We start from the raw sequence: 16,290 nt of genomic DNA, 5'->3' as shown, positions 1-16,290 counted from the left end.
CCCTTATGTTAATAAAGGGGCAACCCTCCTTAAATTTGTTATGATTTAGCTTTTAGATTCTTTCAATTTAGCTATTCCCTTTTTGGACATAGTTTCGATAAGATTTACATATAGCCCCAATTCTTTATTGGATTGCTGTTCAACCTTTGGTCCATGCCCAGGAACATTCTTAAATTTACTCAATCTTTTTAATAACTCTGCTCTCTCCATTGTTATTCCTCCCAACGGTTTATTCATATTCACTAGACAAAAACAAGCCTTTACGTTCTAAATACTCTCTGTCGAGTATCCAATTGTCATAAGGACTTGTGATAATTGACAGTTCTTCGCTAGTGAAAGACTTTTTTGTTTTATAGATAGATGATAAAACTATTAGTAAAAGATTCTGGTGCATAAGAGGCCGAATCATGACCTAATTTCTGATTAATAAAAGATACAAACTTTTCATGCGTTAACATGAATTTTCCTTTTAATTTCAGCATTTGGTCAAAGTGTTCTTTGACAAGGTTTTCTACCTTGTCAGGCTTAATACAATCTTTTACCGAAATAGCAACGACCCAATTAGAACTCATGATTTCATAGGTATTCATACCAACAAATCCTCCTTCTTGGCGAAAGCAAATTTACCAGTACAATAGACCTCCGCAGCAGCATCAATGTAAGTATCGTTAGTGGTATCTAAAAACTTTTCAGTCTTATAGGGGTTGTAATAGATTTTGCTTAACCCATCAACCATTGGTTCATCAATTCCCACTAATGTACCTCTGATAAATGCGTGTACCCGTCTTCGATTTTCATTTACGGTTTTTAGCCTTCCACTTTCAGATACCTTAAAATTAGCCTTAGCGATCCTTACAGAATCACAATGGGCTAAAACCACTCCTTTTTTAGAATCTCGAATACTGTAACCTTCCTTATGGAGATTACGGTACACATCTACGGTCATACCTAGCTCAACAACTCTCCCTTTAAACAGTTCCATGTTAATACTTCCTCTCTAAAAGTTTGGTAAATAAAAAAAGAACGAAATAAACCTGAATATCAGGCAAATAACGTTCTTTACACTCCAAGTTTATTTAATAGACTTAAGTTAGTTATCTTAAAATCGACCATTTCTCCATACTGCATATGTCTTTAATAAAGATCCCCTGTTCCTTACATTCCTGAACCAAAAATTTCTTCGCTCCACGCTTCGGAATCTGATAAGGAAAATTCATAATTTCCGCTTTGACTCCATTGATGATCGCATGGCAATAAGATACTTCATAATGAGGAACATAACCGTCAGTGACTATTCTAAGACGTTCCAGAACGATTTCATCCTGTTTAGTTAACTCTTCGAAATAGAAGGTTTCTCTTTCAATCTCATGATAATCCGGTGTAACAGGATTGGTTTCCAAAACCCCATGTTCCGCATTATAAGCATGAATTTCTTCGATTGACTTTGACATTTTGCTTCACTCTCCCAAAAGTTTTTTTACAAACAAAAAAAGCAACCAATGGAGTTTGATAGACATACGACTAGCGTATAAATATCGAACCCAAAGGTTGCTTTGTGTTTGTTAAGTAACAGCTGACCAATTTAAAAGGTCGCAAAAGAAAAGAAAAAAGTAAAACTATATATAATAATTATAGCAAAGTTAAAAATTCAATACTAGAGAATTTATTGAGCTTTTTCCAATTCTAATTCCACCTGATCAAGTAGCTCGTGCATTAGATTAGCAAAATAACGTACTTCATCAGCTGTGACAGCATCCATCATTTGGTCTTTCAAAGAATTATATAGATTTCTTTGTTCTACGGTCATAACTTCCCAAATTTTAATCATTACTATCCCACCCTCGATTATTTTTACTATCCTATGCAGTAGGGTTTCTGTGATAGAACCGCTTTAGTGTACTTATATTATACCATTTTTGACAGGAATAAATAAACGGATTAGAACAACAAAAAAACCGCAAAGAATACTTTTGCGGTTTAGATTTAGTTATCCTTTCTCTTTAACGGTTTATTGTTCAAGTGTGTAATTATTAATCAGTGTACTCAATACCGAATAAACACTTATCATATAAAAAATGGATTATATGACTATAATCGTTTGTCTCGTAAAACTTTGAGAGTCGTTCATTAAATTCACCTAAATTTTTTTCTTCAATCGTTAAAATTCCTTTACCGTGTTCAATTAAAATTTTATTAGCTGAAATAATACCTGTACGTTTATTGCCATCCCAAAACAATTGTTTACGCATTGCCCACAACATATAAGTTAAAGCTCGTTCTGTAACGCATGAAATGTTCAAAATTTTATTCATTTCAGTTATGACTTCACTTTCCACTGGAATGGTAGGACGGTATTCTACTCCTGAAATCCCTACGTTTCCTTTTCGCAATACTCCCCATTCAATGCTTTCGTTATAGGCAACGAATTCATTTATCTTTTTTGCGAAATCTAAATGAAAAGGTTTATCTATATTACTAATTGTATATCTCCAAGCATTTCTTAGATTTAGAATTTTTTGCACATCATCCATATCTAAGTTGGCAACAGATATTCCTTCTAAAATCGTTTTCGTCTGAGGGAAGGTTACGTTAACACCCTCGATTTTTGCAGTATAATAAATGTTTGCTATCAACGATTTCTTTGCTAAAAACAGATTTTCTCGCCTTGATAAATTAATTTTATCAATCATTCTGCTCACGCCTTTTTTTATATAGATTCTTATTTTTATCTTATCACATACTTATCCCTTTTAGTTTTTTACCAATCACTAAAAGAAAATGATAATTGCCCGTTATTATGGAACAATGCTTCATCTTCTTTTGTTGGTAATACTCTCTCTATATATTTGCGATGTATGGAAGCATAATAGCCTGACTCATCAGAAATGGTTACTTTTGCAAGCGCCCAAATCGTGCCATTTGGCTGCGTGAAGGTGCTTTGTGTATTTGTATTTCGAATAGTCCATATTCGCTTGCACCCGTTTATTGCTACTCGATCTAAAACTTTTAATTTGGGAAAGGGAACGTCAAATGTGTTATATGCTTCTTCATTAGGAAATACAAAAAAACTGTCCCTTCCTTTAATTTCAAGTGATAAAGCTTCAACAACTTTGTAACTCATAATCTAAATCTCTCCTTATGTTTAGTATCCGATAGGTTCTCAGATTTAAAAAGACAACAAAAAAAAGGCGATTAAGCCCTTAATTAGAACTTAACCGCCACTTTTTTTTGGTAAGAATCTCAAATATATTACTTTTTTGAACAGATTGTAATCTCCGCTCTACTCCATCCAATATCTCGTGAATAAGAGAAGCATAATATCTCACTTCCTTTTCACACGTTGATTGGAGCATTTTTTCTTTTAATTCCTCGATTTTTTCAATCTCTAATTTTGATAATCCTTTCATTATTCCTTTCCCTCTCTCTATGTAGTTTTTTTATTGTTCTTCCTAAAAAGGAAGAAGAAAAACTAGACATTTACTTTTTCCCAATTAGTCGTTGTTGAAGTTTGTCTAGTTCTTCTGATTTTGTTTTTTCTGCATTAAGGTCACGATTTAGCAAAACATTTTCTGCTGCCATACCTGCCATTATGGCTATCCCAACCAATTCACGAATATCACTTGGGTTAAAAAGATAGGTAGTCGCAAAAATGGATGCCAAAGCACCAATGAAGAAGTCGGCCAAAAAGCCGAAAAATATCCCATTTGGTCGTTGTCTTCTCTTCGGAAGTACAAGAACGCGATTGTTTCTAATGAGATGTGCTACCAAACCAGTAACGCCACCAATGACTCCTGCAAGCAATACATTTGTTAGTGTAAACATAACAATCACTCTCCTAGTTTTTTAAAAAATCCGCTTGAAACACAAAAAGCGACCTCTAGGACGTCTCGTAAATTGAACACACTGATAGTGTTATTCAAAGAGATCGATCCAGAGATCGCATAAGTTTAGTAAATAACAGCTAACTCATAGAGAGTTGCTAAAAAAAGAAAAAAGAAAAAGTAATACTACATTTATCTTATCATAGACTAGTAGATTGTGGAAGGTGGAAATTTACGCTTCATCTTCTTCATAATCACCATCTAATTCGTCTAATATCTCTTTAATGACATTGCTCCTTCTTCCGTTCTGATATTCTAATAAAAAATCTAAATAAACTATTTCTATGAGATTTTCAACTTGAAGGGAATGTTTAGGTGCAAAAACCGAAAGGTCTTGTAATAACACTTCTGCCCTATATACATTGTCGCGAGGGATTTTAGTAGAAACAGTAGTACGACTTTTGGCTGGAAAAAGAGGTGTGTTATTTACTAAAGGAATCTGTTGATTTCTCAAGATGATACGATTATAAATACTCCCTACATTGGAATCATGTTTACGAACCTGTTCAATAAAATTGGTAAAAATATGATTGATTAAATTGTCTTGGTTATATGTTTTATCTTCCATGCGTAGCTTAGTAATATCATCACATAACACTTCTGCTCTGAGGTATAGGTCATTTGGGACTAATACATTAAAGGAAAAAGAACGTTGTTTTAATAAAGTTCCTAGAAATCGAATAAATGGATTTTCTTGTTCTAAATTTAGAGATTCATTCAATAACAGATCATATTTACTATACTTTATTGCTGTCATTTTTTACTCCCCTTTAAAAGACTTGAATTTCATTTATTAGAATACGATGTGCTGCTTGTCTAATGCTTCGAAGTCCCCACTCTACTTTTAGTTGAACAATTTTCTCGTAAACTTCTTTTGGAATCTTGGTAGATACATAAAGTTCTGTATCTTTATATGGCAAAACTTTAGCGTATTTAGTAAAATTCCGTTCTACCGCAACAGAAAAAACCATATCTAAATAAGGATGAATCTCGCCCTGGTATCCATTTTGCAAACTCAACTTGGCGATTTTTAATTTTTCTTCTTCTGTAACAGGTACTTTAATTTGTGTTTTCTTATCTTTTCGTTGCTTTCGAGGTTTTTGTTCTTGGTTTATAAGATAAGCTGGCTTTACTCGTTTATCAAACATGGGTGTAAATGTATTCTTCATTCCCCTACCCCTTTCTATTTAATGAGAATTCCCGCTTGGAGCAAAAAGTTTCTCAAATTCCTCTGCGCTTATAGAAATGCTTCCTGAAGTATTTAATTTAATGATTTTTTGCTGAGACCGTTGTTTGACTCTTCTCATTTCGGAAATTATTAGATCCTTGCAAAATCCCGAAAAGTTATCGGACTGTTGAAGAGCAAAGTCTAACAATTCTTTTTCATGTGGTTCTGTTATGTTGAAGGACACACTTTTCCGAGTGCGATGTTCATTCAATTTATTATCCCCTTTACTGTCAGACTCATTTTATTAAAACTATATGGGGCAAGCATTAACTATATGACTTATAAATTTAAAAATATTTGCTAATTTACAAAGACAACCATAAAAAAGTGGGATAGAATTTCTATCCCACTTTTTAAACACTAAGTAAAATGATTATAATTTCCTTACATAATTTGCAGAAACCCATCCATAACCTTTACCATATTTTACTTTGTACCAACCATTACTAGATTCTACAATTTCTACGGTTGTATTTTTCGTAAGAGTGCCAATTTTCCCCCCTTTTATACTTGCAGTGGAACGAACATTTAAAGAAGTTGCAGTAACCTTACCTTTGAATAGTACTTTTACTGGCTTAGCTTTTATTGGCTTAGGAGTTGGCTTTGGTTTGGGTGTTGGTTTTTTAATTGTATATACTGTTAATTCAGCTTCAACGTAATCACCTGATGGAACACCTATAATAAATTTTTGACCACTATAAGAAACAGTCTGATTTGCCATACCATGAATACCAAAACGGTCAGTTCCATCAGAAAAGCTAACGTAATAACCCTCAATTAAATTCTTACAAACACCATCGGGAGTTGCGTAATTAGGTACTTTATGTTTCACTGAATCAATTGTCAAAGTACATTTTGCTCTTGGCCATTCTTCAGCTTTAGCAACGAGACCTGTTAAATTTGTACTCAAACAAAAGATAGCAATCATAAAACCTATGAATGTTTTTTTCATTATAAATCCCCTCTTTTTGAGTGAAAGTTTGGAATTTCTATACATAATCACATTGTAAGACTTCATTGAATATCCATAGGCATGATCATCTTATAGTAAGTACCTTCTGGAACTACGATTTTCCCATTAGAATCAAACGAATATGATACTAATGGATACATGCAATAGAGTTGTGCCTCTAAAGTTGAATCAATATAATTTTCGTCAGTAAACATTTCAGCAGCATGGTTTATACTGGTCGCTTTAACAATAGAATGAAAATAATCTCTCCCGCTTACACGTCTTACCACTAGATACTTTTTTATGATAATCCCTCCAATCCCCTTTTATTTAAAGATTTCGAGAACCTTATTAACACCTTCATCTATGTGATTTTCTACTTCTTCTTCTAACAGAGCATCGTAAGCCTTACCCGCTACACCACCATATTCCTTATTTAAGTATACTTCAATCCCATCTTTAGCCACTTCTCCAGAACCGGTAACTACATCCTCCGTTACTTTATCTTGAAGGATTTGACCATCTACTGCCGCTACGTTATATCCATCAGTTGTAACGTAATTTGGAACGGACCATACATTTTTATGTGTAACCCTTGCATTTTTCTCAAATTCTTGGAGATAGCTTAAAAATGTTGTGTTTGGTGGGTAAACATATCGAATAATCCCAAACCCTTCTTCTAATATCTGCTGTTGGACTAATTTGTTATCGAGCATGACATACGCAAGGTGACGACCATACTTATCAGTTTTATCCCCTTTGTCATAGATCAGCGTTACCTTTTTTCCTTCCACGAGCTGTTTATGGTAATTAGATGCTTCTTTACCAAACGGCATAGGAGCACGCTCTCCAACACTTTCGGGAGTGTCTAACAGAAGGTAGCGCACATTAAAGGATTGACTTGCTTTAACATCTAAATCCTTATTAGCTGTAATGGCAACAGCTTCAATAGTGTCACCATCAATTACTTTCTGAACAGTAGCTTCAACGGTTTCTAGTTGGTGTTTCTCTGCCATTTCTAGTAATGAAACACTAGGTAAAGGTTCTGCAGGCGGTGGAGTAGTAGGTACTGTTGCACAAGCAGATAAAGAGAGTGAAAGAACTATTATAGTTAAAAATTTTAAAATCTTCATAACAACCTACCTTTCAAGTTCTAATTTAGTTTTTGAGATTTTAGCTATATATTCAAGGCAATGAATGACTGGGAACCGAATGAGTTGTTTAGATTGATTAAAGGTAACTCCCTTTGATTCTAATAGGCTAATTAATTGTTCTACAGTCATTTCCCCTCTACTTACTTTGTTGAAATGTAAGAGAATGATTTTTTTCCATATAGAAGGTGCTGCATTAATGAATCCTTCTCCTTCCACCTTATGATTCAAGATTTGTTCTATTTTTTCTTTTCTTCTTTTAATCTCTAATTCTTTTTCGAAATTAGTCATAATTAAGCCCCTTTCCATCATCTCGAATTGTTTTTAGAACACTAAAAAACCCCACAAAAAGACTGGTGAAATATTATCAATATCTCACTAGTTTTTTTGTGGGGTACTCCCATTTTTATATATGAAATTAAAATGCTTTATTTATTAATGACTACCTGATTATATCATAATATACGAAGGATTTCTTTAGTATTTTACGTATTAATTTACCAAAAGTCACTGAATTCTATATGACGATCATACTGTTTTAATGCTCGAATAACCCTCTTTGCTACAGGGATAGAGGGAATCTTATCTTTATCATTTGCTAACTTACTTACATAGCTTTGAGAGACTTTTGCTTTTTGAGCTATCCAACTTTGTTTAACGCCTCTCTTGTCTAAGTACTTACCAAATTTGGTTTTACTTGTGGTTACACCAAACATTTTTTTCACTCTCCCAATCTATATTTTCTTATAGTTTTGACAGAGTTTAAATGTTTTATACAAAGAGAAAAGAAGAGAAGATGAAATAACTTTATTCCTCCCAGGAATAAGATTGTGACTAATAGGAAAGTGACTTATCTCTCGAAAACCATGAGATAACTAGTTTTGAGAAGGATTATTCATAAATTAGGAGACTAATAGGTTAAAAGTGGAAAGGTTCAAGACGTTCTTTTTAAAAAATTCGCTGCATATAGTTTTGCAAACACTTGGCAAAGCTTGTATGCAAAGTGTTTGCAGGGCGTATACCGATAAATTTTAATAATCCTTTTAAATATTAAATGCTAGAAATTCTCAAATGTCTTTTTTATATTTAATATAATAATTTACTTACTCTAATAAAAATTAGTAGATATATAGTATGGTATTATAGGATTAAAGTATTAAAGTATTTCTTTGTGTTAGGAGGCAGTTAAATGAGTTATGAAAGTCATACAGCGTGTTGGGCATGTAGTGGAACAACCAAATGTATGTCCTGTGGCGGTTCTGGAAAGTCTGCGGGTGGAACAATGACCTGTCATAAGTGTGGCGGTTCAGGTCAATGTACAACTTGCACATCGGATTATAGAGGATAAATAATAGAGCATGATACTTAATTTAGGTATCATGCTCTATCCGTTTACTTGGTATAAATAACCTTCTATCATTAATATATATCCTTAGTTATCTGATATAACTTATCTATCACTGATAAATAATCTAACTCCGGCTGAAATCCATAAGATACTAAGTGCCCTTTCTCTTCAAAAAAAGATTTTGGTATAGATTTACGTCCTCCATATTTTTGATCATCCCAAAAGGAAATAAGATGATTCGAATCGAGCAAGAAACATTCATCTGTTGAGGCAAACCGAATGATGGAAAAACATATTCCATTTTGATTCAATACCTGGCGCATATGATTAATTTGGTGTTCGTGAAAGTTAGATAGTGGGAGTGAGGTCTTATTCTGAGTTTCTTTCGCTTCAAAATCTATATATTTACCTTTATATACTCCATTGTAATCAGTAGTAGAGGATTGCTTGAAATAAGCTTCACGGATCGTTGCAGCACTTCTAGCGGGGTAATCTACTTTTACAATTTGAATAGGAGTGGGCTTTTTATGAATTACCGCACATTTAGCAACCTCATTATAATAGGTGTTTGTCCGATTTAACATTTCCTCTAGGCCCATTCCCCTATTTGAATAAGTGATTTTTTTAGATTGTACATTCGGCTTTGCTATCGAGTCACTTTTTAGGGATGCACGAACATAGACTTTTCCATTTGAATAATTAACCACTGTTAACGCCCCCTTTTTAGATTTCCTTTATGTATATGCTAGATTTCCGGCTTTATAACACAGAAGTATAAACGAATCCTCATTAGGGCATATAATTTGTAAGGAACAAGTTTGCCTATGTCCTCCCTAGTTAGCGAGATAACAGAACCTCACCGCATTAAGGGGAACAAGAAGATAGGCCTGAACTTGTTCTTTATAGTATCACTCCACAACGGAATGCCTTTGCAGATACGGTGCAAAGGCATGTTTACTATTTTTTCTTTTCTTTTAATAATCTTATCTCTTGTTGTAAATCTAAGACTTTCTGCCTTTCTTTTTGCAACTCTTGTTCATACTGGTTACGAAGTTCTGCCCTTAACTTCTCTCTCTTTTGGTCGTATTCTTCTAATTTTTCTTCTAAAGTCTGTCTAAACTCATTTTGAAGGGCAGTTTGTATTTCTAATTCTCTATTTTTAAAAGCGATCTCATGGTCTTTCTTTAAATCATCTAAAGTACGTTGGTGATTTGCAGCCTGGGACTCTAATTCTAGTTGTAGAGATTCAACTGTACTTTTTAATTCATCATTTAACGATATTGCCTTCCTCATAGATTCAATATCTTTTTCTAAACGGTCAATCTTATCATTTTTATCTGCAATTTTCGAATTCTTCTCTTCAATTGAATCTTTTAATTCTTTAATCCGTTCGTCATAATCATGTTGTTGTTTTTCTAACGCTTCTTCTGCTCTCCACTTGTCAACTCTTGTAGTGCTAGCTTCATCCTCTAGCTTTTTCTTTTCTTTCTCAAGTTCCGAAATTGATTTCCCTAATTCATCATTCTTATCTTTTAACTCATTAATCGTACTTTCAGTACGCTGTTTAAGTTTTTCATAATTGGTTGCTTGAATTTGGATTTTACTGTTAGCATGAGTTACAATCGAAGTAAATCTATCACCAAGTTGATTTAACAATTCATTGACTACATTTATTTGTGAACCGAACTCATGATCAGATTCTAATGAAATTCGAGCTCTCATTCCTAATAATTCTTTTTGAAATTCTTCTAGGGATTTCCCGGAACTTTGGGCAGCAGCCCTCGTTTCATCATAAACACTGTCAGACCATCGAATACTACGATTTTTTATCTCTTCAGTGGTCTTATCGGCTGTGTTACTTAAATTTAATACTTCTTCGTTTTTATTGTCCTTTTGCATTACATTAGTTCCCCATTTCATTAAAATGTATTACATATTATTTCTCCATATAAGAATAATTTCCTTTATTTTTAAAATTAAACCCTAAAATAATGTTGTATTACAAAAAATATACATGTATTACATATGTAATTTTTAGTTTGGGAAAAGGTTAACTAAAAGAGATTGATTCTATATATAGAAAACTACCCATTTTTCAGAATGGGTAGTTTATAAACGTCGTGATTTTTATTTCAAATTTACATCTATAATTTCCAACGGGGGCAAGCTGTTTACCAAATTTACCGTTTGAACAGATACATTAATTATGCGTAGTAGAAGTTCAAAAATGTATCGTTCATCATCAGAGTACAAGTTAGGATCATCAACGATACCCGAGTCCTTATCAGTTTTTACTTGGTACTGGTCTATAATCCATTCGATAGCTGGTTTACCATTTACAACGTACTCATACGCCTTTTTAGGAATATTTGAAATTGTAATATCATTATTGAATACGATCTTGTCTAGAACACCTTTCTTAGGATGCTTCATCTTCATAACTTTGTATGACGGATGTTCTTTTCCTTCAACCTTAACATCTGAATAGGGTTCAACTGTTTCGTAGTTTAAGTGTAAATCCACTAATTTACGACCGATTTCAATGTATTTCTCTTTATTTTTCAAAAGAGGAATTCTAGGGACTTCTTTCGATAAGTCATTTTTATAAAGTTCTTTATACTGTGAAGAATGAAGAACTGCATATATATAATAAAACAATTCTTCTCTACTCATTCCAAAAGATTCCGACACAAGTTCTGATTCATTACTATAAGAATCACTATTTAACAATGAATTATTATCATTTATCTGATTAACAAATACTTTCCCTGTATCCATAAGATGAAAGTTAGGGATGCAATTTCCGATTATCGCAGAGAACTCCCTCTTTGAACCCAATCCAAGAGTTTGAATATACTTAAAATCAACTGGATTAACATTAAAGTTATGATATCTACCAGGCATTTCGATAATGTCATTCTCATAATAAAGCCATTTTTTACAGAACGGTCGATATTGACTTAAAACAACATTGTTTTTATTAACAGTAATAACTTGAGATTTCTCAAACTTATTCTTTAATGCTCTACTCCAATTTACAAATGAACCATCTGTGTTAATTAACTTAACATTTCCAGGCTCCCCTATCTGTTTAAGTCTTTTAATTTCTGAATTGTAGTTCTCAACCATACGTTCCGCATTTTCAATTGTTTTTTCTTTTGAAAATCCGTATACCCAATAATCTCTACTAGTAGTAACCCCAATCATCATTTCATTAAATATTCTAGTGTTGGAGTTAGAGTATAACGGAACAAATGATTGATACCTTTCATCTCTTTGGTTTAACCAATCATTATTTTTGTCAGGGATAATTTTGTCCCAACTAACTCCTTCAACGGATTTAAACTCATCAATGATTGATAGTTTTTGTTCTCTACCTAGAAAATCACCAATATCATGGTAGAAAATTTCATGATTATCCGAACCATCTTTTACAAGAATTGTAATTGCGACTAAGGTCCTACTCCCTTCTCCAAAAACATTCCCAGCTTCTTTTCTTCGTTGTTCTCCAGATGTTCTAGCGTCACCTCTAAGGTTAAAAACGTAAATATAATTAAATTCTTCATACCAACATTTTCGTAATCCATCTGTCGCTTGGCTATCTATGAATGAACCATTTGAAACAAAACCAATTACGCCTTTTTCACCAATTCTATCGGAAGACCATCTAAAAGCCCGAATAAAACTATCGTAAAGTGTTTTTTTCATTTTGGCATTCGTATATTTAGCATACGTATTAGAAATTCTCCCATCTAAATAAGGGTATTCATTATTTGCATTATTATCATTTTCACTTGATTGTCCTGCTGAATATGGAGGATTACCAATTATTGCGAAAATCGGTTCTTTCTGTTGACGTTCAAGACGTTCATTATTTTCTCCAAATATCTCATCCTCAAACGAATCTGCTTTTTCTGTACTTTCAAATGTATCGGTCAAAACAATGCCCTCAAACGGCTTATATTCTCCTTTCATAATAGAATGGAAGGTTTCTTCTATATTTATTGCAGCAATGTAATAACTCAGTAGCACAATTTCGTTTGCGTGAAGTTCTTGCGTGTATTTACGCACCAAATCTTCCTTAGAAATTAATCCACTTTGCAGCAATCTCACGATAAACGTACCAGTACCAGTAAATGGATCAAGAATATGAACACCTTCATCACAAATAGACTTACCAAAATGTTTCTTCAGTACATCTTGAACAGAATTAATGATGAAATCTACAACTTCAACAGGGGTAAACACAATTCCCAATCGCTCAGTTGTTTCTTTGAATCCAACCTTAAAGAATTTGTCATATAGTTGAATGATAATGTCTTGTTTAGCTTTCAGATTATCTAGTCCCTCTGCACGCACACGTACACTTTCATAGAAATCTTTTAGCCGTTCCTGCTCCTTCATGAGCCCGTGTTCATCCATAACCTTTAACACAGCATCCATAGCGCGGGAGACAGGGTTATCATTCGCAAAGCTGTATGATTCAAACAGTGCTTCAAATACTGGCTTTGTAATCAAGTGTTGGGCCAACATTTCAATCGCTTGTTGGTCTGAAATCGCCCCATTGATGTTATGACGTAACCCGGAGACAAACTTTCGAAAGGCTTTATACGCCTCACTGTTAGGATCTTCCAACATCACTCGAATACGCATCATGTGTTGTTGTGCGATTTCAGCAACATCTTTCGACCAATCTTCCCAATATCGTACGTTTCCTACTTTTTTCACTATTTTCCCATAAATCGCGCGTTCAATGCTCGTAAAATCTTCTTCATCAAGCCCAAGTGATAATTGTACTGATACTGGATCTTCTACAATAAATCCGCCTTCGCTCTCATCAGGAGCTGAACCTACTCCAACAACTTGAAGTTGTTCTGGTTTCTTTTTATTAAGTTCCAATTTATTGATCGTGGCATCAAAACGTTCATCTAAAGAACGCAAAGCGTTCAAAACGTCCCAAACTACCTGATACTTCTCGTTTTTATTTAAGACGCTATTTTCATCTACACCTGCTGGAATGCCAATTGGAAGGATAACATATCCATATTCTTTACCTTCTGCCTTACGCATCACACGACCAACGGCTTGTGCAATATCAATACGTGATTTACGAGGTTTTAAGAACATTACAGCATCCAAATCAGGAATATCTACACCTTCTGTAAGGAAGCGTGCGTTTGAAAGAATACGACAAGTATTTGGTGGAACCTCTGCTTTTAGCCAAGAAATTTTCTCATTCTTCTGCAAAGCATTCATTGAGCCATCAGCATGATCTATTTCTACACTCACCGGCTCTCTTTGGTCTCCTGACTCATTGATATACATATCCACAACTTCTGTAAACATTTCTTTAATCAATTTCGACTCACGAATCGTTCCAGCAAAGGCAATCGCACGTTTCATAGGATTAGCTGAAATTATGTTAGAATTACTCTTACGCTTAATCAAACCATTCCAACAGCCGATAATTTTCGTTACATCATCAAATTCAAGTTCTGTATCACGCTTATTCGCCAACATAGTTTGAAAACGCCGAGCGATTACTTCTTCATCAACGGCAAGAACCATGACCTTATAGTCCGTCAAAATCCCCTTGTTTACAGCATCACCAAATCCAATACGGTAGAACTCTTCACCATAAATGTCTTTGTCATTCATATCTGCAATAACTACAGACATTTCATCTGCTTTTTGCTTGGCGTCTTCACCATAAATTCGAGGTGTGGCTGTTTGATACAAACGTTTATTAGTCTTAATATTGTTATCACTATGTACTTTTACAAAAGCACTAGCCTCTTTTCCTACTTCCGTTGCACCAGTTGTGCGATGGGCTTCATCACAAACAACCAGGTCAAACTCATAGAACCCATTTTTCTGAGCTTCGATGATTACATCAATAGACTGATATGTTGAAAACATTACTAAAAACTTACTTTGACTATCAGATGAATCAATAACTAACTGACGTTCCAATAATTTATGATAATCAGTTGTTGCTGGATAACCTAAGTCTGCAGCTGCAATATCTTCAATCTCACTTTCGCCTTTTACCTTTTTCGTTACTTTTCTATCTGAACAAACTGCAAAAGTATCCATATTTTCACGATATTTTGAATCAGCAGTCCAACCTCGTAATGATTGAGAAAGTAATTGAATACTAGGGACAAGATATAATACTCTAAAGGTTCCTTCTTTTTTCTCTGCCATCTTCTCAGCGATAACCATAGATGTGTAAGTTTTTCCTGTACCTGGAGCCATAATCAACTTACCACGGTCAACAACATCAAATCCATTAACTACTGCCTCAATAGCTGGAATCTGGTGGGGGCGGGGCTGCTTAGGTGATTTCAATTCAATTATCTGTGGTTTCTCAAAAGAGAACTTAGACCAATCAATTTCACTATCACGCAATTGGGATAACCCAATGCGAGCAATGTTTTTATCACGATTTAATAAAGCTTCATCTGCATTAATACTCCACTTATCCGTTGAAGTTACAATAATGCCTTCAGCATAATAACTTTTCCCTACTTCGTTTAAGAAAGAATCAATATGAGATTTCTGGATTGTGGTTTCTTTCGAGTAATATTTACATTGAATAGCAATCAACTTACCAGTTTCCCTATTTCGTGCAACTAAATCTATCCCCGTATCCTTCTTAGGAATTCCGTACTCTTCAGGAATATCTCCTAACATCCATACTTCATCAAATAATCGTGCATACATAGGTTCCTTTTTCAAATATGCCGTAACTAACAACTCAAAAAGTGTACCACGATCTCGTTGTGCCATATCTTCGCGTTCTAAATTATTGATAATCTTATCGAATGAATGGCTCATCACTTTATAACTAGACTTTTCTCCCATATATCTAAAATCCTCCAAGCCATATTATCAATTTAAATTTATTTATAATCTTCTCGAACAAACTTCTTTATAAAGTTACAATAAAACGTAAAAGTTATTCATTTAAGTCTAGCTCTACTTTTTTAGAAGGAACAAATGTAGAAATGGCGTGCTTATAGATTAATTGTTGCTTCCCATTTGAATTTATTAATATGGTAAAACCATCATAATTTGTAATAACTCCTTGTATTTGAAACCCACTTGTAAGAAAAATGGTTACGGGAATTTTGTTTTTTCTAACTTCATTTAAAAATCGGTCTTGTACATTAATTTGAGTTTTAGTTTTCATTTTTTCCACTTCACTCTCTCCCCACTAAATAGCATTTAGATCTTTATGATAGAAAATACCTTCTTTAATGGTTGCCATCAAGGTAACCGGTTCTAGTCCAAAGGTGTGTTTATGGTGTAAGCTCCTTCTTTCTCGAAACGATCCACCAAGCTCATAGCGTATTCTTTTGAAATGTACTCTATGCTATCCAACCCTTCCTTTTCGCTGTTGATGGCTTCCATCTGTTCTTTAGTAGCTTTTTCAATAGGTATTTCCATTAGAGAAGCACAAAGAACAGTAGGGGTTACATAGGCGAAATCCTCCGAAAAGGTTTCCTCACCTACATATATCTGTTCAAAGATACTCTTGTTCACTTCTCCTTTGAAAACAACCCTTTTTAAGTAATAACGAGTGTTTGTCGGCTTCATTTTAACTCTCCAATCGTATTTAAAGTAGTGGCTGCTAATCCAAGAATGAGCTTTTCTATGACTTATAACAACATTCTTCTTTTCTAAAGAATAAGTGTGAATTTATTACAGTAATTTTTAATAGCAAA

23 protein-coding genes are annotated in these 16,290 nt (G+C 33.9%); 1 reads left to right on the top strand and 22 read right to left on the bottom strand.

Annotated elements, in window-relative coordinates; all coding sequences use genetic code 11:
• Positions 1-45: 45 nt before the first annotated feature.
• From AC4GZ8_RS19175 to AC4GZ8_RS19095, 17 genes are all read right to left on the bottom strand, one after another.
• Positions 46-210 (bottom strand): hypothetical protein, encoded by a 165-nt coding sequence (locus tag AC4GZ8_RS19175; RefSeq protein WP_491083505.1) that lies wholly within the window; start codon positions 208-210, stop codon positions 46-48.
• A 140-nt stretch (positions 211-350) separates the two neighbouring features.
• Positions 351-590, bottom strand: a complete 240-nt coding sequence (locus tag AC4GZ8_RS19170; RefSeq protein WP_491083504.1) for a hypothetical protein — start codon at positions 588-590, stop codon at positions 351-353.
• Positions 587-982 carry a hypothetical protein gene (locus AC4GZ8_RS19165; protein WP_491083503.1) on the bottom strand — a complete coding sequence of 132 codons (396 nt, stop codon included), beginning with the start codon at positions 980-982 and terminating at the stop codon, positions 587-589. Before AC4GZ8_RS19165 ends, AC4GZ8_RS19170 begins: the two co-directional genes overlap by 4 nt.
• A 112-nt stretch (positions 983-1,094) precedes the next feature.
• On the bottom strand, positions 1,095-1,451 hold the full coding sequence (locus tag AC4GZ8_RS19160) for a hypothetical protein (RefSeq protein ID WP_491083502.1): 357 nt from the start codon (positions 1,449-1,451) through the stop codon (positions 1,095-1,097).
• 212 nt (positions 1,452-1,663) lie between these two features.
• Positions 1,664-1,828, bottom strand: coding sequence for a hypothetical protein (locus AC4GZ8_RS19155; protein WP_491083501.1), 165 nt, complete (start codon positions 1,826-1,828; stop codon positions 1,664-1,666).
• A gap of 202 nt (positions 1,829-2,030) precedes the next feature.
• Complete coding sequence (locus AC4GZ8_RS19150; protein WP_491083500.1) at positions 2,031-2,690, bottom strand: Fic family protein; 660 nt, start codon at positions 2,688-2,690, stop codon at positions 2,031-2,033.
• A 68-nt stretch (positions 2,691-2,758) separates the two neighbouring features.
• Complete coding sequence (locus AC4GZ8_RS19145; RefSeq protein WP_491083499.1) at positions 2,759-3,121, bottom strand: hypothetical protein; 363 nt, start codon at positions 3,119-3,121, stop codon at positions 2,759-2,761.
• A 79-nt stretch (positions 3,122-3,200) separates the two neighbouring features.
• Entirely contained in the window at positions 3,201-3,407 is a 207-nt protein-coding gene (locus AC4GZ8_RS19140; protein ID WP_491083498.1) for a hypothetical protein, read from the bottom strand.
• 70 nt (positions 3,408-3,477) lie between these two features.
• Positions 3,478-3,822, bottom strand: coding sequence for a DUF4257 domain-containing protein (locus tag AC4GZ8_RS19135; protein WP_491083497.1), 345 nt, complete (start codon positions 3,820-3,822; stop codon positions 3,478-3,480).
• A gap of 231 nt (positions 3,823-4,053) precedes the next feature.
• Positions 4,054-4,638: a hypothetical protein gene (locus AC4GZ8_RS19130; RefSeq protein WP_491083496.1), complete on the bottom strand. Its 585-nt coding sequence runs from the start codon at positions 4,636-4,638 to the stop codon at positions 4,054-4,056.
• A gap of 13 nt (positions 4,639-4,651) precedes the next feature.
• Positions 4,652-5,050 carry a hypothetical protein gene (locus AC4GZ8_RS19125; protein WP_491083495.1) on the bottom strand — a complete coding sequence of 133 codons (399 nt, stop codon included), beginning with the start codon at positions 5,048-5,050 and terminating at the stop codon, positions 4,652-4,654.
• A gap of 18 nt (positions 5,051-5,068) precedes the next feature.
• On the bottom strand, positions 5,069-5,320 hold the full coding sequence (locus tag AC4GZ8_RS19120) for a hypothetical protein (RefSeq protein ID WP_491083494.1): 252 nt from the start codon (positions 5,318-5,320) through the stop codon (positions 5,069-5,071).
• 162 nt (positions 5,321-5,482) lie between these two features.
• The gene (locus AC4GZ8_RS19115; RefSeq protein ID WP_491083493.1) at positions 5,483-6,061 is read right to left on the bottom strand and encodes an SH3 domain-containing protein; all 579 of its coding nucleotides are present in this window, start codon (positions 6,059-6,061) and stop codon (positions 5,483-5,485) included.
• Between the two features lie 62 nt (positions 6,062-6,123).
• Complete coding sequence (locus tag AC4GZ8_RS19110) at positions 6,124-6,351, bottom strand: hypothetical protein (RefSeq protein ID WP_491083492.1); 228 nt, start codon at positions 6,349-6,351, stop codon at positions 6,124-6,126.
• Between the two features lie 36 nt (positions 6,352-6,387).
• Positions 6,388-7,194, bottom strand: a complete 807-nt coding sequence (locus AC4GZ8_RS19105) for a thermonuclease family protein (protein WP_491083491.1) — start codon at positions 7,192-7,194, stop codon at positions 6,388-6,390.
• A 6-nt stretch (positions 7,195-7,200) separates the two neighbouring features.
• Positions 7,201-7,503, bottom strand: a complete 303-nt coding sequence (locus tag AC4GZ8_RS19100) for a hypothetical protein (RefSeq protein ID WP_491083490.1) — start codon at positions 7,501-7,503, stop codon at positions 7,201-7,203.
• Positions 7,504-7,709: 206 nt separating this feature from the next.
• Complete coding sequence (locus AC4GZ8_RS19095) at positions 7,710-7,928, bottom strand: helix-turn-helix domain-containing protein (RefSeq protein WP_491083489.1); 219 nt, start codon at positions 7,926-7,928, stop codon at positions 7,710-7,712.
• Positions 7,929-8,401: 473 nt separating this feature from the next.
• Here AC4GZ8_RS19095 and AC4GZ8_RS19090 point away from each other — a divergent pair, with 473 nt between their 5' ends.
• Positions 8,402-8,560, top strand: coding sequence for a hypothetical protein (locus tag AC4GZ8_RS19090; protein ID WP_491083488.1), 159 nt, complete (start codon positions 8,402-8,404; stop codon positions 8,558-8,560).
• Positions 8,561-8,631: 71 nt separating this feature from the next.
• Here the strand turns inward: AC4GZ8_RS19090 and recU are convergent, their stop codons facing one another.
• The 5 genes from recU to AC4GZ8_RS19065 all read right to left on the bottom strand — a co-directional run bounded on the left by recU (position 8,632) and on the right by AC4GZ8_RS19065 (position 16,162).
• Positions 8,632-9,267, bottom strand: a complete 636-nt coding sequence (gene recU / locus AC4GZ8_RS19085) for a Holliday junction resolvase RecU (RefSeq protein WP_491083487.1) — start codon at positions 9,265-9,267, stop codon at positions 8,632-8,634.
• A gap of 250 nt (positions 9,268-9,517) precedes the next feature.
• Positions 9,518-10,459, bottom strand: coding sequence for a hypothetical protein (locus AC4GZ8_RS19080; protein ID WP_491083486.1), 942 nt, complete (start codon positions 10,457-10,459; stop codon positions 9,518-9,520).
• A gap of 228 nt (positions 10,460-10,687) precedes the next feature.
• A complete protein-coding gene (locus AC4GZ8_RS19075; protein ID WP_491083485.1) occupies positions 10,688-15,427 on the bottom strand; it encodes a DEAD/DEAH box helicase in 4,740 nt (1,579 codons plus the stop codon).
• Positions 15,428-15,521: 94 nt separating this feature from the next.
• On the bottom strand, positions 15,522-15,755 hold the full coding sequence (gene hfq / locus AC4GZ8_RS19070; protein ID WP_491083601.1) for an RNA chaperone Hfq: 234 nt from the start codon (positions 15,753-15,755) through the stop codon (positions 15,522-15,524).
• A 92-nt stretch (positions 15,756-15,847) separates the two neighbouring features.
• Positions 15,848-16,162 (bottom strand): hypothetical protein, encoded by a 315-nt coding sequence (locus tag AC4GZ8_RS19065; RefSeq protein ID WP_491083484.1) that lies wholly within the window; start codon positions 16,160-16,162, stop codon positions 15,848-15,850.
• Positions 16,163-16,290: the final 128 nt, after the last annotated feature.

The sequence above is a fragment of the Metabacillus sp. RB-C-LZQ-3-1 genome, assembly GCF_058315175.1.
Note: the sequence above shows the minus strand (reverse complement) of the source record. Positions and strands in the feature narration are given on the sequence as shown.